The sequence below is a fragment of the Salinivibrio sp. AR647 genome, assembly GCF_001995415.1.
Taxonomy (GTDB): Bacteria; Pseudomonadota; Gammaproteobacteria; order Enterobacterales; family Vibrionaceae; genus Salinivibrio; species Salinivibrio costicola.
The window spans coordinates 69,635-90,957 of sequence record NZ_MUFE01000010.1 but is presented as its reverse complement, the minus strand read 5'-3'; the positions used below and the strand labels follow the sequence as shown (position 1 = coordinate 90,957).

Genomic DNA, 21,323 nt, shown 5'->3' with positions numbered 1-21,323 from the left:
CGGTGCGTGAGCGTCGCCTTATTGCCGTTTAATAGATATAAAAATAGCCGGTTTCAGCGGCGCCTTGGTTATTGTATAATCCGCGGCTTTATTTCCAGCTGTATCGAACCGGTTATGAAGTTTATTGTTAAAATTCACCCTGAGGTGATCGTCAAAAGCGAGTCAGTCAGAAAGCGTTTTACTAAAATCCTCGAATGCAATATTCGTAATATTCTAAAGCGTCGGACTGGTAATACGGCGGTATATAACCGTCGGGATCACATTGAGGTGACATTAAAACAACCGGACGAGCGTCAGCTGGTGCTGGATGTGCTAACTAACACGCCTGGCGTCCAAACTGTGCTTGAGGTAGAGCAGACACTGTTTAACGATTTGCATCATATTTATACACTCACTTTAGAGGGAGTGCGTGATCAAATTGAAGGAAAAACCTTTTGTGTCCGAGCCAAACGCCGCGGCAAGCATGACTTTAGTTCTATTGAGCTTGAACGCTATGTGGGCGGTGGGTTAAACCAAGCTGTTCCGTCGGCAAGCGTACAGCTGAAAAAGCCTGACGTAACCGTGATGATGGAAGTTGACCACGATAAGCTGAACTTGGTGAAGCACCGTCATACTGGCTTAGGCGGCTTCCCGCTGGGTACGCAAGAAGACGTACTGAGCTTGATATCGGGCGGCTTCGACTCAGGGGTGTCGAGCTACCTGCATATAAAACGTGGTAGTAAGGTTCATTATTGCTTTTTTAATCTTGGCGGCAAATCTCATGAAACGGGTGTGCAGCAGGTTTCTCACTACCTTTGGAATAAATTTGGTTCCTCTGCCAAAGTGAAATTTATTTCGATTGATTTCGAGCCGGTGGTTAATAGCATTCTCGAAAACGTTGATAACGGTCAGATGGGCGTGGTGTTGAAACGCATGTTTGTGCGTGCGGCGAGCATGGTCGCAGAGCGCTTCGGTATTCAGGCCTTGGTAACTGGCGAGGCTTTGGGCCAAGTATCTAGTCAGACACTCACTAACTTGCGCATGATTGATAACGTCACTGATAGCCTGATTTTGCGCCCGCTGATCAACTGGGACAAAGAAGATATTATTGATACTGCACGCAAAATTGGCACCGAAGATTTTGCTAAAACCATGCCTGAGTACTGTGGGGTGATTTCGAAAAAGCCCACGGTCAAAGCGGAAAAAGCCAAGTTGGAACATGAGGAATCAAAGTTTGACTTTAGCTTATTAGAACAAGCGGTTGATCAGGCAACGATCATGGATATTCGTGCTATTGAAGCGCTAAGCAAAGAGAAAGCGCCAGAAGCGGAATGGGTCAACGAGGTTGATAAAGATTCCGTCGTTTTAGATATTCGCAGCCGCGAAGAGCAAGAAGACAAACCACTTAAGGTTGAAGGTGCGAACGTCGCTCATATTCCCTTCTTTAAGTTGGCGACGCAGTTCGGTGATCTTGACCAAAGTAAAACCTATTTGCTCTATTGTGAACGTGGCGTAATGAGTCGACTGCAAGCCCTGTACCTCAAAGATATGGGCTTTGATAATGTGAAAGTCTATCGGGTTTAATCATTGTGAACGTAAAAAACAGGCAGCCCAATCGGCTGCCTGTTTGCGATTAGGCGCTGAGCCGATTTATCCTTCGCTGAATTTTTTCTCATAATGCAATTGAGGCAACGGCATCATAGGCTCAGCGACCTGCCAGGCCAGCTTTTTGCCGCCAAGTACATGCACGATTTCAATCGCGAACTCCATCGCTGAGCCGGGTCCCTGACTAGTAATTAAACGGTGATCATAATCGGTCATCACTCGGCGCCGACTGAGCCATTGTTCGGGGATCTGCTCACTGACACTCGGATGGCAGCTCATATGAGATCGAGGGAACAGCTCGTGGCGTTGCAGAACTAAAGCCGGCGCCGCACAAATCGCCGCGACCCAAGCCTGATCGCTTTGCTGCTGCTTAATGATCTCTGTTACCAGCGTGCTGTCACCTAAACATTGTGCGCCGTCGATGCCACCCGGTAAAACCACGCAATCAAATGGTTGATCGGCCACCGCAGCGAGTGTGGTGTCACAGACGATCACCACCCCACGAGAGCCGGTGAGGGTGAGCTTTCCATCAGGTGCCGCACTGGCGACAGTCACGTCAAACCCCGCTCGCCGCATCACGTCAATCACGGTGACTGCTTCTATTTCTTCGCTGCCGGGGGCCATACAAATGAGGAGACGTTGTTGACTCATGAGGATTCCTTATGCCGTTGACCTTGTTGTACCGCCTGATAGAGCTGTTGATGATGCGGGGCCGATATGTGGTGTTCGGCCGCTCGCTGCAACACATAACCGGTAATGTATTCGAGCTCTGTCGGACGTTGATAGAAGACATCACGATTCATGGATGAATAGTTGTTTGCGGTTGCTTTTACCACGGTATCAATCTGTTGGCGGATCTCTGTCACAGAGGTGTGGACGCCTTCAGCGCGCATCACATTGGCTAACTCTTGGCACAGTTCGCGAATGATAGGATCGTAGTCAACTTTGAGCAACTCACCATTTTGAATGCCATGCACCGCGGTCAGTGGGTTAATTACGCTGTTGATCGCCAGTTTATACCAAAGTGACTGAAAAATTTCGCGCTTCCACGTCGCGGTGGGAAGGGCATGATCAAAAACCTCGGCAATAAAGGTGCAGGCATGGCCGGCTTGATTGCCTGGTCCAATAGCGGTTGGTCCATGCCCGGTGTGCTGACAATCACCGGTACGGGTGCGACAGACACCATGAGATGTGGTAGCAAGCAGCAGAGGTTGAGCGTCAGGTAACTGTGTTGCCAGCCATTGATGCGGTCCCATTCCATTATGCATAAGTACAACCAGAGTCTCTGGGTGTAAATAGGATAGATAGGGAAGCAATGCGGCTTGGATATCATAGGCTTTGGTGCAGACTAACCAGAGATCGCTTTGTTGCATCAAAGCGGTTTGGTTGGCGGGCAAGGTGAACGATGTGCCGTCTAAAGAAAGGGTGCGTTCACTTGCGTGGTCTCGCGTGACCAGATTAACGCTATGTCCTGCTTGGGTTAGTTTCACCGCCCATAATGTGCCAATGGCGCCAGCACCAATTAGGGTAATCCTCATCACATCGCCTGCTTGGTTAAAACCTCAGTGTATCATAACCATAGAGGATGAAAGGCAAAGCAGGAAAGCAGCGCGCCGACGAGGGCCGGCGCGCTAGTCAGTTAGAACTTGTAGGTGGCGTTTAGGTAGTGAGAGATGCCTGAGGTATCAGCGGTACCACCATCTTCAATCAAGTAGACATCGTTATAGGCTTTTAGACCATAACCGAGAGCGTAGTTGTCTGAATGCCAGTATAGGCCGTTAAACATCGCACCGCCGTGGGTCGCTTGGTCATTACCTTTAAAGGTGTCATCGGCACCAAATTGATAATCGATATAACCTTGGTAAGACAGGAAGCTACCATTATCAAAGAAGTGGAAAGGTTTAAACCAGTTGGTGGAGAATTGGTAACCATTCCAATCTTTTTTGTTGATGTCATACAAACCGTAAAGGTTCATGCCCACTTTGCCAAACCAAGGCAGTTCGACATCGGCACCGATACCCCAGAACGAGTTGTTAGTGTCTTGTTTGCCACCACCCCAGTTAAACAAGGTCGAGAAATAGACTTCTTGCACAGGACCAAATGACAAGTCTTGTCCGGTGATGCCGTCAATTGAGAAGCGGGGTGCTAACTTCATAAAGGACTTAGCGGCCTCTCTTTTATTGTTGTTGTCGCTGTCGCTTTCTGCCAAGTCAAAAATATCGACGTAACCATAAAGATCGACCACGCCTTTGCGGCCGCCGAATTCCATTTCTAGGTAGTTATGGTCCTTGTCAGTATCGGTACCGAACTGTGGCTTTTCATTAATGGCATACATAGCATTAAACTGAAGCCATTTGTGATCATTTTTGTAAATGTCATCGGAGTAATCGGCGGCGTTGGCAACAGATACGCTGCTTGCGGCGATAACGGCGAGTGCGAGTAGGGATTTTTTCATAGTGACTGCCTCTGCTGGGTGTTAATTACGCGGTGTGCGTTCATTAAGAGCAGTATATGGGGAAAGTTCACTATAAAGAATGTAATAAACATAGGCACACAAATGGATTGTGATTGGTGACAAGTTGTAACGGTTTACATGGCCGTTTTATGTGATCTTTGTTAATAATCAGACGACAGTGGAGAGCAAAACTTTGCACTCCACTGTGATACGTGGGGTCAGTTGCGACGTGAATCTGGGCAGTGTTCAGGTGTTTGATTGTTTTGTGACGAGGATTGGCGGAATTGCCTGCCAATATAGATCAGCATGACTAGCCCAGGAATCACCATTAGAGCGGTTATTACGAAAAATGTTGACCAGCTATCCAACCAGTCTACCATCATGCCACTAAAGGAGGCGACCGTGGTGCGGCCTAGATTCCCCAACGACGCTAAGAGGGCGTACTGAGTGGCTGAAAACGCACGACCCGTTAAGAAGGTTAAAAATGACACGAACGCAATGGTTGCAAACGCTGACGTAAAGTTATCGACTAAGATTGCGCCCAGCAGCAGGTGCTCGTTGGGCCCAACCATCGCCAGCCAGGCAAACATCAGGTTGCTGGACGCCATGGCCACGCCACCAATAAACAGCCCTTTAATCACGCCGAAACGCAAATTGATATAACTACCAATCAGGGTGTAGACCACGGTGAGGCCCCAACCGACAAGTTTGGAGTAGTAACCAATTTGTTCATTGGTAAAGCCGACATCTTTATAAAACACGATCGACATCCGTCCGAGGAAGGCTTCACCCAGCTTGAATAAAAATACAAACAGCAACAGGGTTAATGCTACTTTCACCCCATTGCGACGGAAAAACTCGGCAAAGGGCTCGACCACGGTGACCGCCAGCCACGCACGCAAGCCACTGTATCCTTGCGCCAAATAGTGGCGAGTGGCGGCATCTTGGCGCTGTTCGCGGTCACTTTCTGGTTCTTTCACATACAGCGTCGCCAATGCCATTAAGCCGATAAAGCCTGCCATGATCACATAAACATGATTCCAACCGATGGCATCGGCGTTAACAAAGCCAACATAACCTGGCACCGAATAGCCGGTCCACCAACCAATCACAGACATCGCTGATGCCAGCGGAAACTTATCAGTCTCATGTTCAGCAAAGTTATCAATCCGAAAGGCGTCAATGGCAATATCCTGGGTGGAAGAGGCCAATGCAATCGCAAAGATGAGTGAGGATAACACCACAGTAGTAACCCAAGGATCGACCGCTTTAAGCCCTTGTAAATCAAGTTGTGACAACGCCAAGGTGGCAATCAACATAATAGCTTGAGTCGAAAAAATCCAACTGCGGCGCTGACCCAAGCGCTGAGATAGAAAAGGGATCTTAATGCGGTCGAGTAATGGCGCCCATAAAAAGTTGACTGCATACAGGACGAAAACCGAACCAAATAGACCAATCGCGGTGCGTGATAGGCCCTCGTCAGCCAACCAACCATTTAAGTTGGAGCCAATCAACACCCAGGGAAAGCCACTACAGCAACCCATTAAGAAAACAAAAAGTAAACGACGATCGGCGTAGGGCGCCAATGTCGTTTTGAACTTGGATGACAGCATAGTGGTTAGCCTACTTGTCGCTATTGAGAGGACATCCGGTAGATATTGGTGATAACAATCGGCTGTTGCGGTACATCTTGCATGCGTTTGCTCGGGACGGTCACTGTGGGTTGCTTGGTCATCGTTTGGAGCGTATTAAAGCCCTCCACGACTCGACCAAAAACCGTATATCCCACTTTATTGGGCGTGGCGTCTAAAAAGCCATTATCACGGATGTTGATATAAAACTGCCGGGTGGCGGAGTCGGGCTCTTGCGTACGTGCCATGGCGATTGTCGCTCGCCGATTCTTCAAACCGTTAGATGATTCATTGTCTACCGGCTCGTAGCTTGGTCGGCGATTCAGGGCTTTATCAAACCCGCCGCCTTGCACGACAAATCGTGGGATCACGCGATGAAACTGCGTCCCGACATAACTGCCATCGTCAACATAACGCAAAAAGTTGGCCACGGTTTTCGGCGCTTTTTGCGGGTTTAGTTTTACCGCAAAATCACCCAAGGTGGTTTCGACTTTAACCATGACACTGGCTTGCACTGGCGTGATAACCAGCACAAGAATCCAGAGAAGCGAACGACATACCATGCTTAAAAGTGTGCTTTCATATGATTAAGGAGTTGCTCGTCGTCGGCAATGTCTTGTAACACCGCTTCAAGCAAGTTATTCAGCGCCAGTTCGATATCATCAGGTGATGCACTGCTTACACCACTTTGCGTCGATTTCCCGGTATAACGCTTAACAAAGCGACCCTCAGGGGATTCAGCAACGAGCTGTAATTGAACCGATGCTTCCATGTCATGTTTAAACACGGTGTGTTTGACTCGGACTAAGGCATCAAGAATGTCGAGGCGCAACACTCCCGGGCCATTGGCAACCACTCGAAACCCTTGTGATGACAGTTGACGAGACAGCGTGTCTTCTAATACCACACGCAAATTCTGGCTGGCGTGCAGCGGTTTGACATTGGAGCGACCGCTATCGATAACCGCAACGAATTGTGCGGTACGTAAGTCTTTACTCTTCACCACGACCGGAAGATTGTTGACTTGCTGCTGATTGGATGACGCCGGAGAGGGTGCGATAGTCAGCTGTGGCTCACGGGGTGTCGAACAGCCAGCAAGGACTAATACAGCGATAGCAATAATCAGTTTTTTCATGGGGTTCGGCTTCCTTTTCTTAATATTAGGCATTGACTGCCTTGAGAATAACGAATTTTTTATTCGACGCAACGACAGTGACATGACCAAAAAGACGTTTAAGCTTAGTATGATAGCCGAGATGACGATTGCCAATGACTAAAAGCTCGCCATTCGTGGTCAGAACACGTTTTGCGTCACAAAACATTTGCCAAGCAATATGATCGGTAATGGTTTGCTGCTGGTGGAAGGGTGGGTTACAGAGCACAAGATCGATATCTGTATGCTCAAAACCGGTGAGGCAATCTCTGGCCTCACAGAGAAAACGGCGTGAGTCGATATCATGGCGATTCAGATTGTGTTTTGCGCTGGCGACGGCCATATGGCTTTCATCGACCGCATAAATGAACGCCGCTGGATTATTTCGTGCCGCTTGTAATGCCAATACGCCGTTACCGCAGCCTAAATCGACAATACGTTTTAAATGTGCCTGACTCGGAATGTGCGGCAGCATTAAATACGCGGCAATATCGAGTTTCTTGGCCGAGAAAACATTGGGCCAGTTAGCCAGTCGCATCGAGAATTCTGGTACGTCGACATCGTTGACCGGATCGGGCTGCGGTACCGGTTGCTTGGTCGGTGTGGTAAAAATCAAACGCGCTTTTTTCTTCGCCAGCGAGGTGGTTGTTGCCCCCAGCCAATGCTCAAACTGATTAAGGGTCGAGGTATGGATCTCTTTCGCTTTAGCACTCGCTAGCACAAGCGTATGCGCATCAGTGACACTGGCGAGTTGCTGAAGTTGCCAAGTGAGCATTTTACTGCTTTTCGGTACGCGTAACATCACCGCATCGATATCCGCCGGTAAGGTATCTAAGCTGGTAAGCTGAGTGATACCCGCGAGATCATTGTGTGCCAGATTCTCAATCGTCGCTTGCTGCGAAATAACCGAATCGCTGACTTGAAAAACATCAAATCCTTGCTGGCTGGCCCAGCAACTGAGTGCGCCAAATTGATCATTAATGATCAATATTCGCGCATTTTTACGTACTGACCATGTGCTAGCGTGCGCAATCATATATTCATCGGCGGCATCGAAGGCTTGTAGCGTCTCATTTTTTCGCTGCGGGTAACGGTGTAGCGTCAAGGCTGATTCGCTACCTGGAATCGGAAGTAGTGTTTTCATTGGCGCGTTTGCATCGGGGGTTACGGACTGCGTATATTGTCGCACTCAAGCGATAACTGCAATGTAAACGAGGGCAAACTGCCTGTCGTTGCTTGATCCATCACTCGATTCGCAATTTTATCAATAACGGCTAAAATCTGGGCAGGTCGCCCGGAGATTTTGGGGACGTCATGAAAATTGAAACAGAAATAACAGAAAAACTGACGCGGGCTTTCACGCCGGCCCACCTTGAGGTACACAACGAAAGTTATATGCACAATGTGCCTGAAGGCGCGGAAAGTCATTTTAAGGTGGTGGTTGTCTCGGAGCTATTCAGCGACCAGCGGCTTATTCAGCGCCATAGAGCGGTGAATAGCACACTCGCGGATGAATTGGCGGGTGAGGTTCACGCGCTTGCGATTCACACCTATTCACCGCAAGAATGGCAAGCGCAGACCCAAGCGCCTGACTCTCCGGCATGTCGGGGTGGTGACGTGAATGCGTCTTAGACGAGTGAGAGTGGGCATGATTTTATCTTTTACCTCATGGCAACAATTTCTTACATAAAGGCCTGGTGTCTGCTTGGTATTGATTACGGCCAGACAAGTGTTAATCCGTGACTGTCTCGGTCAACAGCTGTCTGCAACGCGTAAAAAAACAACAGTAAAACTGTGAAGTTACAACGCGCATTGTTTGTACAGGTATGGATAATTGCCACGCCCTAGTGACAATATCCATAGAATCAGTGCTGGGGTTAGTGATAGAATATCGTGCTTAAAGACTAACCTAGGTTGCCTTTGTGTGATGAAATGGTTAGCAGGATGTTGCGACGGTGTGCCTTTAGGCCGCCATTCAGTCGAAAGTCGTGTCTTTAACTGCGCAATAACAGAATTCTTTTTCCCGTTAATGTAGTGCAAGTGCGTATGATTACAATAAAAAAGGGTTTGGATATCCCCATCGCAGGGACTCCTACTCAGGTGATAAGTGATGGTCCAGCCATCAAGAAAGTCGCCTTGCTTGGCGAAGAGTACGTTGGAATGCGCCCCACTATGCATGCGCGAGTGGGTGATGTAGTGAAGAAAGGCCAAGTGGTTTTCGAAGATAAGAAAAACCCTGGCGTCAAATTTACTGCGCCCGCAGCTGGTAAAGTGGTTGAAGTCAATCGCGGTGCCAAGCGTGTTCTTCAGTCTGTCGTCATTGAAGTCGATGGAAATGAGCAAGTTACCTTCAATAAGTACGAAGCGTCGCAATTAGCCTCGCTAGACCGTCAAGCCGTTGTTGATCAACTGGTTGAGTCTGGGATGTGGACCGCGCTCCGCACCCGACCGTTCAGCCGTTCTCCAGCGATTGATGCTGAACCCGAAGCTATTTTTGTTAACGCAATGGACACTAATCCGCTCGCCGCGGATCCTAAAGTGATCATTGATGAACAGAAAGAGGCCTTCGTGGCTGGTTTAGACGTCGTATCGCGCCTCACGGATAAATCTGTCTTTGTGTGCAAAGCAGACGTTGAGCTTCCAACCAGCAAGCAATCTAATGTCGAACAACACGTTTTTGCTGGTCCTCACCCAGCAGGACTGGTTGGTACCCATATCCATTACTTGCGTTCTGTTGATATGGAAAAGCAGGTGTGGCATCTCAACTATCAAGATGTGATTGCGTTTGGGCATCTATTCCTAGCCGGTGAAATCCATACGGACCGTGTTGTGTCTATTGCGGGTCCTATGGTCAGTCAGCCACGCCTCATTCGTACCCAGCTTGGCGCTAATCTCGATGAGCTGGTAGATGGCGAGCTAATGGCTGGCGAAAGCCGTGTGATTTCTGGCTCTGTGCTATCTGGTACCAAAGCTACTGGCCCACATGCCTATCTAGGTCGTTTCCATATGCAGGTCTCGGTACTTCGCGAAGGTAACGAGAAAGAACTGTTTGGTTGGCTAGCACCCGGTAAAAATCGCTTCTCAGTGACGCGCGCTTATCTTGGCCATTTGTTTAAAGGTCAGCTTTTCAATTTAACCACCTCCACCAATGGCAGTGATCGTTCCATGGTGCCGATCGGTAATTATGAGCGAGTGATGCCGCTAGATATCGAGCCAACCATGTTGCTGCGTGATATCTGTGCCGGCGATACAGATAGCATGCAACAGCTAGGCGCGCTGGAGTTAGATCCTGAAGATTTGGCCCTTTGTACCTTTGTCTGCCCAGGCAAGTACGAATTTGGTCCAATGCTCCGCGAGAGCCTGGAAAAAATTGAGAAGGAAGGGTAACAGATGAGCCTGAAAAACTTTTTAGAGCAAATCGAGCCACACTTTGAGCCAGGCGGTAAACACGAAAAGTGGTTTGCCTTGTATGAAGCGGTTGCGACCATTTTATACACGCCAGGTATGGTGACCAAAGCCGGCGCGCATGTGCGTGACAGTATCGATTTGAAACGCATCATGATCATGGTTTGGCTTGCGGTGTTCCCAGCGATGTTCTGGGGGATGTACAACACAGGTAACCAAGCGATTATGGGCTTGATGGACTTGTATTCAGGCGATCAGCTTGCGCAGGTCATTAGTGGAAACTGGCATTATTGGTTAACCGAGTCCATCGCTGGGCCGCTAGCGGCTGCAAGCTGGGGGACCAAAACCATTCTCGGTGCCACCTACTTCCTGCCTATTTATGCCACCGTCTTTATTGTAGGTGGTTTCTGGGAAGTACTTTTCTGCATCGTGCGTAAACACGAAGTAAACGAAGGGTTCTTTGTTACATCCATTTTGTTTGCCCTCATCGTGCCGCCGACATTGCCATTATGGCAAGCCGCGCTCGGTATCACCTTTGGTGTGGTCGTTGCAAAAGAGATCTTTGGCGGAACGGGACGTAACTTCTTGAACCCAGCATTGGCCGGTCGTGCGTTCTTGTTCTTTGCCTATCCAGCACAGATCTCGGGTGATTTGGTATGGACCGCAGCCGATGGTTACTCAGGTGCAACCGCGCTCAGCCAATGGTATACCGGTGGCCAATCAGCACTGATGCACAATGTGAGTGGTCAAACCATGACTTGGATGGATGCCTTTATTGGTAATATCCCAGGTTCAATTGGTGAAGTCTCGACCATTGCCATCTTAATTGGCGGTGCAGCCTTGGTATACATGCGGATCGCGTCATGGCGCATCATCTTGGGTACCTTTTTGGGCATGGCCGTTGCGGCGACCTTGTTTAATCTGATTGGATCAGATACCAACCCGATGTTCAGCATGCCGTTCTACTGGCACTTGGTGCTGGGTGGTTTTGCATTCGGTATGATGTTCATGGCAACAGACCCGGTATCTGCTGCGTTTACCAATAAAGCGAAATGGTGGTATGGCGCATTGATCGGTGCCATGGCAGTGATCATTCGTGTGGTAAACCCAGCATATCCAGAAGGTATGATGCTGGCGATCTTGTTCGCTAACCTGTTTGCACCTCTCTTTGATAACTTGGTGATTCAGGGCAACATCAAACGGAGACTGGCTCGTAATGGCAAGTAGTAACGATAGTATTAAAAAGACGCTGATCRTTGTTATCGCGTTGAGCTTGGTGTGCTCAATCGTGGTGTCTGGTGCAGCGGTGGCGTTACGTCCTTTGCAACAAATGAACGCAAAATTAGACGTACAAAAGAACATCCTTTCGGTCGCAGGTGTCGATGTGGCGGGTGGTAAGAGCGCGATTAACGATGCTTACAACAAGTATATTGAAACGCGCTTAGTCAGCCTTGAAAAGGGCGACTATGTCAGCCCGGATGCTGTCAATGTTGCTGATGCAGCTGATTATGATCAGCGCGCAGCCGCGAAAGATCCTAGCCTCTCGAAAAAGCTAAGTAGCGAAGAGAATGTAGCAGACATTGGCCGTCGTGCTGATGTCGCTAAAGTCTACGTCGTGAAAAATGATTCGGGTGATATACAGCGCCTCATTCTCCCCGTAAAAGGCTCAGGCCTATGGAGTATGATGTACGCGTTTGTCGCGGTTGAGCCGGATGGTAACACTGTTGCTGATATCGTTTACTATGAGCAAGGTGAAACCCCTGGCTTAGGTGGCGAGGTCGAAAACCCGAAATGGCGCGCGAAGTGGGATGGTAAAAAACTGTTCAACGAGCAAGGCGAGCCAGCCATTCGAATCGTTAAAGGCGGCGCACCTGAAGGAAGTGAGCACGGCATTGACGCGCTTTCTGGTGCAACGCTGACCAGTAACGGTGTTCAGAATCAATTTAATTTCTGGCTAGGTGAGCAGGGTTTTGGCCCGTTCTTAGCAAAAGTTCGTGAGGGAGGCCTGACCAATGGCTGAAGCGAAAGAACTGAAGAAAAATCTGCTATCGCCGGTGCTAGACAACAACCCGATTGCCTTACAGGTTCTCGGGGTGTGTTCGGCACTAGCGGTGACTACGCAGATGCAGACAGCCTTTGTCATGACACTGGCGGTGATGTTCGTCACCGCAATGTCTAACTTTTTCGTGTCGCTGATTCGTAACCACATTCCTAATAGTGTACGTATCATCGTTCAAATGGCGATCATCGCTTCATTAGTTATTGTGGTTGACGAAACGCTGAAAGCGTTTGTTTATGACATCTCTAAGCAGCTTTCGGTCTTCGTGGGGCTGATCATCACTAACTGTATCGTGATGGGACGCGCAGAAGCCTATGCAATGAAGTCATCGCCATTACCGTCATTCATGGATGGTATTGGTAACGCGTTGGGTTATGGTTTTGTTCTGATGACAGTGGCTTTCTTCCGCGAGCTTCTTGGCTCTGGCTCTGTCTTTGGCGTATCAATCCTGCCGGTTGTCAGCGAAGGTGGTTGGTATCAGCCTAACGGCATGATGCTGTTAGCCCCCTCTGCATTCTTCCTCATCGGCTTTTTGATTTGGATTGTGCGTACCTTCAAACCAGAACAAGTTGAAGCGAAGGAGTAACAGCACATGGAACACTATCTAAGCCTGCTGGTGCGCTCAATCTTTATTGAGAACATGGCGTTGGCATTCTTCCTCGGCATGTGTACTTTCTTGGCGGTGTCTAAGAAAGTGAAAACGGCGTTCGGCCTCGGTGTCGCTGTTGTGGTGGTACTGACTATTTCGGTACCGGTTAACAACCTGGTTTACAACCTTATCCTACGTGAAGATGCGTTGGTTAAAGGGGTGGATCTGAGCTTTCTGAACTTTGTGACCTTTATCGGTGTTATTGCTGCTTTGGTACAAATCTTGGAAATGGTATTGGATCGGTTCTTCCCACCGCTCTACAACGCACTCGGTATTTTCCTACCGTTGATTACAGTGAACTGTGCCATCTTTGGTGGCGTATCATTTATGGTACAACGTGATTACAACTTCGCCGAGTCGGTCGTTTATGGCTTTGGTTCGGGCGTAGGCTGGATGTTAGCCATCGTCGCGCTGGCGGGGATCCGCGAGAAAATGAAGTATTCAGATGTGCCACCTGCACTACGAGGATTAGGGATTACCTTCATCTCTGTAGGTCTGATGGCATTGGGCTTTATGTCTTTCTCTGGTGTGCAACTGTAAGCCGGGTAAACTGCGAGGAAAGGAATAGTCAATGGACATTATTCTTGGTGTAGTGATGTTTACTCTGATTGTACTGGCGTTGGTGATGGTGATTTTATTCGCCAAATCGAAGCTGGTACCAACCGGAGACATCACAATCGATATTAATGACGATCCTGAAAAAGCGATCGTCACTCAGCCAGGCGGAAAACTGCTTGGCGCACTGGCTGGTGCTGGTGTATTTGTGTCTTCTGCCTGTGGTGGCGGTGGTTCATGCGGTCAATGTCGTGTGAAGATCAAAGAAGGCGGTGGTGACATTCTACCGACCGAGCTTGACCACATTACCAAAGGTGAAGCGCGTGAAGGTGAGCGTCTGTCGTGTCAGGTTGCTATTAAGCAAGATATGAAGATTGAGCTGCCAGAAGAGATCTTTGGCGTCAAGAAGTGGGATTGCGAAGTTATTTCTAACGATAACCAAGCCACGTTTATCAAAGAGCTTAAATTACGTATTCCAGATGGTGAATCGGTACCTTTCCGTGCCGGTGGTTATATTCAAATTGAGGCGCCACCACACCATATTAAGTACTCGGATTTTGATATTCCTGAGGAATACCGTGAAGACTGGGAGAAGTTCAACCTTTTCCGTTACGAGTCTAAGGTAGATGAAGACATTATTCGTGCGTACTCCATGGCTAACTACCCTGAAGAAGAGGGTATTATCATGCTTAACGTACGTGTGGCGACGCCACCACCGCGTAACCCAGACGTGCCACCGGGCCAGATGTCCTCTTACATTTGGTCATTAAAGCCGGGTGACAAGTGCACTATCTCGGGTCCATTTGGGGAGTTTTTCGCCAAAGACACCGACGCAGAGATGGTATTTATCGGCGGTGGTGCAGGTATGGCGCCAATGCGCTCACATATCTTTGACCAGCTCAAACGTCTTAACACGGATCGTAAGATTACGTTCTGGTATGGCGCGCGGTCTAAACGTGAAATGTTCTACGTTGAAGATTTCGATATGCTCCAAGAGCAAAATGAGAACTTCAACTGGTATTGCGCACTGTCCGACCCGCTACCAGAAGATAACTGGGAGGGTGATACTGGCTTTATCCATAATGTGCTTTATGAAAACTATCTGAAAGACCATGAAGCACCGGAAGACTGCGAGTATTACATGTGTGGGCCACCAATGATGAACGCTGCCGTGATTGGCTTGCTTAAAGATCTTGGTGTTGAAGACGAAAACATCATGTTGGATGATTTCGGCGGATAGGCACTGATTGTTTGTCTGACCTTGTAATGGCTGGCCCAAGGGCCAGCCATTTTACGTATAAACCTGATGTCGAAGGACACCACTATGAAGAAGTTTTGGTTACGCTGTGCAACAGTCGTTGCCGTGGTTGCAGGTCTTGTCGGTTGTGAGCGCGCCCCTGAGCTTGTGCATCTTACGGGCGAGACGATGGGGACCTATTATTCGATCAAATATATCGCGACGGACGCTACTCCCTCGCAGGATGTCGTTCAAGCGGCTATCGATCAGCGTTTAGAAACAGTCAACGATCAGATGTCGACTTACCGAACAGACTCCGAACTGAGTCAATTCAACCAGCATCAAGCGAACTCACCTGTTTCTGTCTCTCCAGCGACAATCACCGTGATTAACGAGGCAATTCGGCTGAATCAACTTACCCAAGGCGCGCTTGATGTCACAGTGGGGCCATTGGTTAATCTTTGGAGTTTTGGGCCAGAAAAGCGGCCGGAGACTATTCCCAGTGATGAAGAGATAGCGTCACGGATGGCGATGACGGGCTTAGAACACCTTAGTGTCGATGGGCGTCGACTCACAAAAACCAACCCTGACTTGTATGTTGACTTATCAACCATTGCGAAAGGGTACGGGGTGGATGTTGTGGCAAACTACCTTGGCGATTTAGGACTCGATAACTATTTGGTTGAGATTGGTGGTGAGTTACAATTAAAAGGTGTGAACCAAGATCAAGTGCCTTGGCGTATCGCGATTGAGAAACCGAGTGCGGGAGCGCAGTCAGTACAAGAGATCGTCGAGCCAGGCGATATGGCGGTTGCCACATCTGGCGACTATCGCAACTACTTTGAAAGTGATGGTATGCGTTATTCGCACATTATCGATCCTACGACAGGACGTCCGATCAATCATCACTTGGTCTCAGTAACCGTGCTTGATCCGTCTTGTATGACGGCTGATGGCTTAGCCACGGGCTTTATGGTACTCGGGCCAGATAAAGCGATGGAATTAGCCAACAAAGCGAATATTCCTGTATTTATGGTAGTAAAAACAGACGATGGGTTTGAAGAAACCGCGTCAGAGGCGTTTAAACCTTATTTGCAGCGTTAGTGTCTTTATGGACAGCGTCAGTGCCGTTGAGGCAGCACGATTAAAGCACGCGTAATGCATGTTACTCGCTCAGCGCATCTCATGGCGCTGAGCATCACGACCAATAATAGGTGAGCAATTATGTCAGTCTTTCTTATCACCTTCGCAGTCTTTCTCCTTGTCATTGCTGGTATGGCGATCGGCTATATCGTTCAGCAAAAAACCATCAGCGGCAGCTGTGGTGGCTTGGGGGCGATCGGTATTGAAAAAGAGTGTGACTGCCCAGAGCCGTGCGATGCACGAAAAAAACGCGAAGCGCGGGCGGAGAAAACGCGTGAGTGGAAAAAAAATCAAATCATCTAACGTGTTTTGCCAACGCGTCATTTTATAGAGCGCGTGGCTAACCCGTCTGAACTCTGATGAAAAGGCCGGAGCATGAGCAGAAAAATCATTCATATTGATATGGATTGTTTTTATGCCGCAGTAGAAATGCGCGATAATCCGGCTTTACAGTCTATTCCTTTAGCCATTGGTGGCTCTGCCGATGGACGCGGTGTCATTGCCACCTGTAATTATCCCGCGCGGCGGTTTGGCATACGTTCTGCGATGGCCACCGCTCAAGCATTAAAGCTGTGTCCCGGCTTGACAGTGATGCGTGGCAACATGGCGAAATATCGTCGCATCTCTCAACAGTTGCATGCTATTTTTCATCGCTATACCGATACCATAGAACCGCTTTCCCTTGACGAAGCCTACCTTGATGTCTCTGAGACTCAATGTTATCAAAATTCTGCGACCTTAATAGCCGAAGCAATTCGGCGCGACATTCGTCATGAGTTAGGACTAACGGCCTCGGCGGGCGTGGCGCCGATTAAATTTATCGCCAAAGTAGCGTCGGATAAAAACAAACCCGATGGTATTTGCGTGGTGTCACCCGACCAAGTTGAACACTTTGTTCGCGATCTCCCTTTACAGTCTATTCCTGGTGTGGGACGGGTCACCTTGACCAAGTTGCATGAATGGAATCTGTTTACCTGCCATGATATTCAAACCGCGGATCCATCAATGCTTGTCCAGCGCTTTGGTAAATTTGGTTCCGTGCTTTGGCAGCGTGCTCATGGCATTGACCGACGTGAGGTGCAAGTTGAGCGTATACGGAAATCCGTCGGAGTCGAAAAAACCTTGTCTGAGGATCTAAACTTGCTTGATGCCTGTTTGCCGTGGATTGATCGTTTATACGATGAATTGCTGACGCGATTAGAAAAAGCCGATGCAGGGGGACGAATTTGCCGGCAAGGGATCAAAATGAAGTTTAATGATTTTCAAACCACCACGGTCGCACACCGATGTGAGTCCTTGGACCGCGCCTTGTTTGATACCTTGTTACACGAAGCCTTTTATCGAGGGGAAGGGCGAGGTATTCGCCTGATTGGTTTGTCGGTTGGGTTGGGAGACGATACCGCCCCCCAACTGAGTCTACTCGGCTAGGCCGTTTTAACTGGAATCGCTTTTAAAATCGCCTGCATTTGTTGCCAATAGTGCCCAACACTATCGATATTTACTTTCTCATCGGGAGAATGCGGAAACTTGATAGTCGGACCAAATGAAATCATATCCATGTTGGGATAGGGCTGTTTAAATAGGCCACACTCTAGCCCCGCATGAATGACCATGATGTCAGGTTTACGCTGATAGATTCCTTCATAGGTATCGCGGAAAATATGCATAATCTCTGAATCGGGATCCGGTTTCCAACCTGGGTAGGCGCCTGAAAACTCGACATTAACATTCGCTAAGCTTGCCAGTGATTGCAGCATGCTTTGCACGTTTTCACGGCCTGAGTCGATCAATGAACGGATCAGAAATAAGGCGGTAATTTTATCTTCCTCAGTATTAATCACGCCGAGGTTAAGTGATGTTTCGACCACGCCAGGGACATCATCACTCATTCTCACTACCCCGTTAGGCGCAGCATTTAAGGCCGCTAATAAACGTGATTGGACGGCGCGTGTGAGGGGATCAGTTGCATTGTCAGTGGATTCCATTACCAAGGTCACTTGCTCTTCCAAGCGGCCTAACTCGTCTTGTAGCAGCGTCGCGAACCGGTCAACAGCGCCAGCCAGTGCGTCTTTTTGCGATGCAGGCACGGCAATATCGGCAAACGCTTCACGAGGAATGGCATTGCGTAATGTACCACCACGTATCGCGAGTAGGCTCATGTCGACATCATCAAGATGATGGCTCAGGAAACGGGCTAATAATTTATTGGCATTCGCTCGGCCCGTGTGAATATCCACGCCCGAGTGGCCCCCTTTTAATCCTTTAATGCCAATCGTAAAGCGTGCTAGATCTCCTTCTATCGCTTGTCGCTCGAGTGGAAAATGCATACTGGCATCCACGCCACCCGCGCAGCCCATGTACACTTCCCCTTCTTGCTCTGAGTCGGTATTGAGCAGTATCTCACCTGTTAGCCAGCCTGCTTCAAGCCCAAACGCGCCATCCATACCTGCTTCTTCGTTGGTGGTGAGTAATACTTCAAGTGGACCGTGCTCGATATCATCGGCATCGAGAACAGCAAGGCAGGATGCCATCCCCATACCGTTATCCGCACCTAACGTGGTGCCATCGGCAGTGACCCACTCCCCATCCACATAGGGACGAATAGGATCGCGGGTAAAATCGTGATCGGTATTTTCATTCTTCTGAGGCACCATATCGAGGTGGGCTTGTAAGACTACGCCCTTGCGATTCTCCATGCCGGGAGTGGCTGGTTTACGAATGAATAGGTTACCGGCGTTATCTTGACGAACCGCTAAACCACGTCCCTTTGCCCAATCGATAATAAACTGGGCTAACTGTGACTCATGATAAGAAGGATGAGGGATAGCACAGATTTGGTCGAAAAACGCCCAAACAGGGCGCGGTGATAATTGGCTAATGTCAGACACGATAAACTCCATTATATTTTATGGTTGACCTTTTATGCAGCAGGTCTCACTGAAATGGAAAAACAAACCCAAGCATATCACTGTCGCTATCACGGCAACAGACATGGATAAAAACCCGCTATGCCAATCAAACTAGGCGTTATTATTGTAATTAAATTACATATATGAACTTTTTGTGACTCCTGTCACCTTAAAGCTTGTAAATAAATTACCTTTGGTATATTATCTAGACATTGGCAACATCGCTTGCCAGTTGTTCATGGAGTGAACCCGAGCATTCGCCTCCAAGGAACCGAGATAAATGTGAACAACATTGGTTTAAACTTGAGAGAGGTAAAAAATGGAAGGCATGGTATCGAGCTACTACTGGAATCAGCAGTCAGTCTACACCAAAGGTTTTACGTATCCGGCTTCGTTCGGCTACCGCAAGTAAGTTTTATGATTCCCCCGCTCTTACAGAGAGATTTCTGATCCAGAAAGCAAAAGCTTTTATTCTGGCGCCACACAATGTGTGGCGTTTTTTTTATAAGTTATTTGTCTATAAATCGTACTTGTCTAGTTATATCGACTCGCTGCCACAGAATGTTCTCTTCCTCTACCTCCTCGTCACTACTAAATGATTTTAGCGCTGGAAATTTTAGCGATCGATCGGTAAGATTTGCGCCAATTTTAAATACGCAAACGTTTTCCTTTTGGTATCTAGCGATACATCACTTTTTAGTTTGGGACAAAACCGATGTTAGAGCGTTTATTTCAACTTAAAGCCCACGGCACCGATCTTCGTACTGAAGTCATCGCCGGGTTCACCACTTTTTTAACCATGGCGTATATCATTTTCGTCAATCCCTCTATTTTAGCTGAGGCAGGCATGGATAAAGGCGCTGTCTTTGTCGCGACCTGTCTAGCGGCAGCGGTTGGCTGTCTAGTGATGGGGATTGTGGCAAACTATCCAGTCGCACAGGCGCCGGGGATGGGACTGAATGCCTTTTTTACCTACACCGTGGTTTTACAAATGGGACACTCTTGGCAGGTTGCGTTAGCCGCCGTATTTATCTCCGGGTTATGTTTCATTTTGTTAAGTGTCTTGCGCGTGCGTGAATGGATCATCAATTCGATTCCAATGGCACTACGAACCGGTATATCAGCCGGTATCGGACTTTTTTTGGCGCTCATTGCGTTGCAAAACGCTGGGATTGTCGTTGACCACCCAGCAACATTGGTTGCGCTCGGTGATGTGACAGCCTTTGCTCCCGCCATGGCGGCACTTGGTTTCTTTCTGACCATCGGTTTGGTGCACCGAGGAATGAAAGGGGCGGTAATGATTGCCATTTTGGCGGTCACGATCATCGGTGTCATCGCCGGTGATGTGGCATACGGTGGTGTGATGTCCGCGCCGCCGAGTTTAGCGCCGACCTTTATGCAACTCGATTTTTCTGGCGCGTTTGAAGTGGGATTAGTGTCGATTGTGTTCGCATTTTTATTTGTCGATCTTTTTGATACTGCAGGAACCTTAGTGGGTGTGGCACAGCGCGCGGAACTTTTGGATAAAGATGGTAAACTACCGCGCTTAAATCGTGCATTACTGGCAGATAGTACCGCGACATCAGTCGGGGCGCTTTTAGGCACGTCAAACACAACGTCTTACATTGAGAGCGTATCAGGGGTTGCCGCTGGCGGTCGCACGGGATTGACCGCTGTGGTTGTTGGTATTCTGTTTTTACTGGCGCTCTTTTTTGCACCGTTAGCAGGTATGGTGCCTGCCTATGCGACTGCTGGCGCCTTATTTTATGTGGCCATCTTGATGATGTCAGGTTTGGTGAGCATTAATTGGCGTGATCTGACTGAGGCTGCGCCTGTTGTGGTGGTGTGTTTGCTGATGCCGCTGACTTATTCAATAGCAAGCGGTATTGGGCTTGGCTTTATTGCGTTTTGTGCCGTAAAAACCTTTGCGGGCAAAGGGCGAGAAGTTCCTGTCAGTATCTGGATTTTGGCGGGGTTGTTCTTACTCAAGTTTGTCTTCTTAGTGTAAAGCAACGTGCCCACATTGACATTAAAATAAGGCGAGAGACGCCACGAGGTTTTCACCATGAGCACTAAGTTTATTATTACCTGGGACAATATGCAGATGTACACCCGGCAATTGGCAGAAAAGTTGCTTCCCGCAGAACAATGGCAAGGTATTATCGCCGTTACCCGCGGTGGTTTGGTCCCTGCTGCCATTCTTGCCCGTGAGCTGGGTATTCGCCATGTCGACACAGTCTGTATTTCCAGTTATGACCACGACCATCAACGCGATATGCGTGTCGTCAAGCAAGCGCCCGGTGATGGTGACGGTTTTATTGTGGTTGACGATCTCGTTGATACGGGTGGGACGGCTGAAATGGTGCGTCAACTCTACCCCAAAGCACGTTTTGTGACCGTGAGTGCGAAGCCAGCGGGCAAGTCTCTTGTTGATGACTACGTCGTTGATATTCCCCAAGATACTTGGATTGAGCAGCCTTGGGATATGGCGGTCAGCTATGTTGATCCGATTGCAAAATAAATGCCGTTGGCAACGTAAATAG

The 21,323-nt window shown here is 48.6% G+C and carries 21 protein-coding genes; 13 read left to right on the top strand and 8 right to left on the bottom strand.

Annotated features, from left to right (window positions below):
- Positions 1-114: 114 nt before the first annotated feature.
- Positions 115-1,563, top strand: coding sequence for a tRNA uracil 4-sulfurtransferase ThiI (gene thiI / locus BZG76_RS12710; protein WP_077461637.1), 1,449 nt, complete (start codon positions 115-117; stop codon positions 1,561-1,563).
- 66 nt (positions 1,564-1,629) lie between these two features.
- Here thiI and BZG76_RS12705 read toward each other — a convergent pair whose 3' ends face one another.
- From BZG76_RS12705 to BZG76_RS12675, 7 genes are all read right to left on the bottom strand, one after another.
- Positions 1,630-2,235 (bottom strand): DJ-1 family glyoxalase III, encoded by a 606-nt coding sequence (locus BZG76_RS12705; protein ID WP_077461636.1) that lies wholly within the window; start codon positions 2,233-2,235, stop codon positions 1,630-1,632.
- Positions 2,232-3,122 carry a ketopantoate reductase family protein gene (locus tag BZG76_RS12700; protein ID WP_077461635.1) on the bottom strand — a complete coding sequence of 297 codons (891 nt, stop codon included), beginning with the start codon at positions 3,120-3,122 and terminating at the stop codon, positions 2,232-2,234. The genes BZG76_RS12705 and BZG76_RS12700 overlap by 4 nt, the downstream gene beginning before the upstream one ends.
- A 101-nt stretch (positions 3,123-3,223) precedes the next feature.
- Complete coding sequence (locus tag BZG76_RS12695) at positions 3,224-4,039, bottom strand: nucleoside-specific channel-forming Tsx family protein (RefSeq protein WP_077461634.1); 816 nt, start codon at positions 4,037-4,039, stop codon at positions 3,224-3,226.
- A gap of 218 nt (positions 4,040-4,257) precedes the next feature.
- Positions 4,258-5,652: an AmpG family muropeptide MFS transporter gene (locus BZG76_RS12690; RefSeq protein ID WP_077461633.1), complete on the bottom strand. Its 1,395-nt coding sequence runs from the start codon at positions 5,650-5,652 to the stop codon at positions 4,258-4,260.
- Between the two features lie 20 nt (positions 5,653-5,672).
- Complete coding sequence (locus BZG76_RS12685) at positions 5,673-6,233, bottom strand: peptidylprolyl isomerase (RefSeq protein WP_077461632.1); 561 nt, start codon at positions 6,231-6,233, stop codon at positions 5,673-5,675.
- A 2-nt stretch (positions 6,234-6,235) separates the two neighbouring features.
- Positions 6,236-6,805 (bottom strand): YajG family lipoprotein, encoded by a 570-nt coding sequence (locus tag BZG76_RS12680; RefSeq protein ID WP_077461631.1) that lies wholly within the window; start codon positions 6,803-6,805, stop codon positions 6,236-6,238.
- Between the two features lie 25 nt (positions 6,806-6,830).
- On the bottom strand, positions 6,831-7,967 hold the full coding sequence (locus BZG76_RS12675) for a methyltransferase (protein ID WP_077461630.1): 1,137 nt from the start codon (positions 7,965-7,967) through the stop codon (positions 6,831-6,833).
- Positions 7,968-8,137: 170 nt separating this feature from the next.
- Between BZG76_RS12675 and bolA the strand changes: the two genes are divergently transcribed.
- The 10 genes from bolA to dinB all read left to right on the top strand — a co-directional run bounded on the left by bolA (position 8,138) and on the right by dinB (position 17,299).
- Positions 8,138-8,455, top strand: a complete 318-nt coding sequence (bolA, locus tag BZG76_RS12670; RefSeq protein WP_077461629.1) for a transcriptional regulator BolA — start codon at positions 8,138-8,140, stop codon at positions 8,453-8,455.
- Between the two features lie 414 nt (positions 8,456-8,869).
- Entirely contained in the window at positions 8,870-10,210 is a 1,341-nt protein-coding gene (locus BZG76_RS15290; RefSeq protein ID WP_077669054.1) for a Na(+)-translocating NADH-quinone reductase subunit A, read from the top strand.
- Positions 10,211-10,213: 3 nt separating this feature from the next.
- Positions 10,214-11,455 (top strand): NADH:ubiquinone reductase (Na(+)-transporting) subunit B, encoded by a 1,242-nt coding sequence (locus BZG76_RS15285; protein WP_021024140.1) that lies wholly within the window; start codon positions 10,214-10,216, stop codon positions 11,453-11,455.
- On the top strand, positions 11,445-12,248 hold the full coding sequence (locus BZG76_RS12660; RefSeq protein WP_077461628.1) for a Na(+)-translocating NADH-quinone reductase subunit C: 804 nt from the start codon (positions 11,445-11,447) through the stop codon (positions 12,246-12,248). The genes BZG76_RS15285 and BZG76_RS12660 overlap by 11 nt, the downstream gene beginning before the upstream one ends.
- Positions 12,241-12,873, top strand: a complete 633-nt coding sequence (locus BZG76_RS12655) for an NADH:ubiquinone reductase (Na(+)-transporting) subunit D (RefSeq protein ID WP_021024138.1) — start codon at positions 12,241-12,243, stop codon at positions 12,871-12,873. The genes BZG76_RS12660 and BZG76_RS12655 overlap by 8 nt, the downstream gene beginning before the upstream one ends.
- Positions 12,874-12,879: 6 nt before the next feature.
- Positions 12,880-13,476 carry an NADH:ubiquinone reductase (Na(+)-transporting) subunit E gene (gene nqrE / locus BZG76_RS12650; RefSeq protein ID WP_021024137.1) on the top strand — a complete coding sequence of 199 codons (597 nt, stop codon included), beginning with the start codon at positions 12,880-12,882 and terminating at the stop codon, positions 13,474-13,476.
- Between the two features lie 31 nt (positions 13,477-13,507).
- Entirely contained in the window at positions 13,508-14,731 is a 1,224-nt protein-coding gene (gene nqrF / locus BZG76_RS12645) for an NADH:ubiquinone reductase (Na(+)-transporting) subunit F (protein WP_021024136.1), read from the top strand.
- Positions 14,732-14,815: 84 nt separating this feature from the next.
- Positions 14,816-15,832: an FAD:protein FMN transferase gene (locus tag BZG76_RS12640; protein ID WP_077461627.1), complete on the top strand. Its 1,017-nt coding sequence runs from the start codon at positions 14,816-14,818 to the stop codon at positions 15,830-15,832.
- A 120-nt stretch (positions 15,833-15,952) separates the two neighbouring features.
- Entirely contained in the window at positions 15,953-16,174 is a 222-nt protein-coding gene (nqrM, locus tag BZG76_RS12635; protein ID WP_021024134.1) for a (Na+)-NQR maturation NqrM, read from the top strand.
- A gap of 72 nt (positions 16,175-16,246) precedes the next feature.
- Complete coding sequence (gene dinB, locus BZG76_RS12630; protein ID WP_077461626.1) at positions 16,247-17,299, top strand: DNA polymerase IV; 1,053 nt, start codon at positions 16,247-16,249, stop codon at positions 17,297-17,299.
- On the opposite strand, the gene BZG76_RS12625 is transcribed toward dinB, so the two are convergent.
- Positions 17,296-18,759: an aminoacyl-histidine dipeptidase gene (locus BZG76_RS12625; RefSeq protein ID WP_108743682.1), complete on the bottom strand. Its 1,464-nt coding sequence runs from the start codon at positions 18,757-18,759 to the stop codon at positions 17,296-17,298. The two genes, dinB and BZG76_RS12625, sit on opposite strands and share 4 nt — an antisense overlap.
- Before the next feature lie 736 nt (positions 18,760-19,495).
- Between BZG76_RS12625 and BZG76_RS12620 the strand changes: the two genes are divergently transcribed.
- Together BZG76_RS12620 and gpt are read left to right on the top strand one after the other, a co-directional pair.
- Positions 19,496-20,788 carry an NCS2 family permease gene (locus BZG76_RS12620; RefSeq protein WP_021024131.1) on the top strand — a complete coding sequence of 431 codons (1,293 nt, stop codon included), beginning with the start codon at positions 19,496-19,498 and terminating at the stop codon, positions 20,786-20,788.
- A 57-nt stretch (positions 20,789-20,845) separates the two neighbouring features.
- A complete protein-coding gene (gpt, locus tag BZG76_RS12615) occupies positions 20,846-21,301 on the top strand; it encodes a xanthine phosphoribosyltransferase (RefSeq protein WP_025744451.1) in 456 nt (151 codons plus the stop codon).
- Positions 21,302-21,323 lie beyond the last annotated feature (22 nt).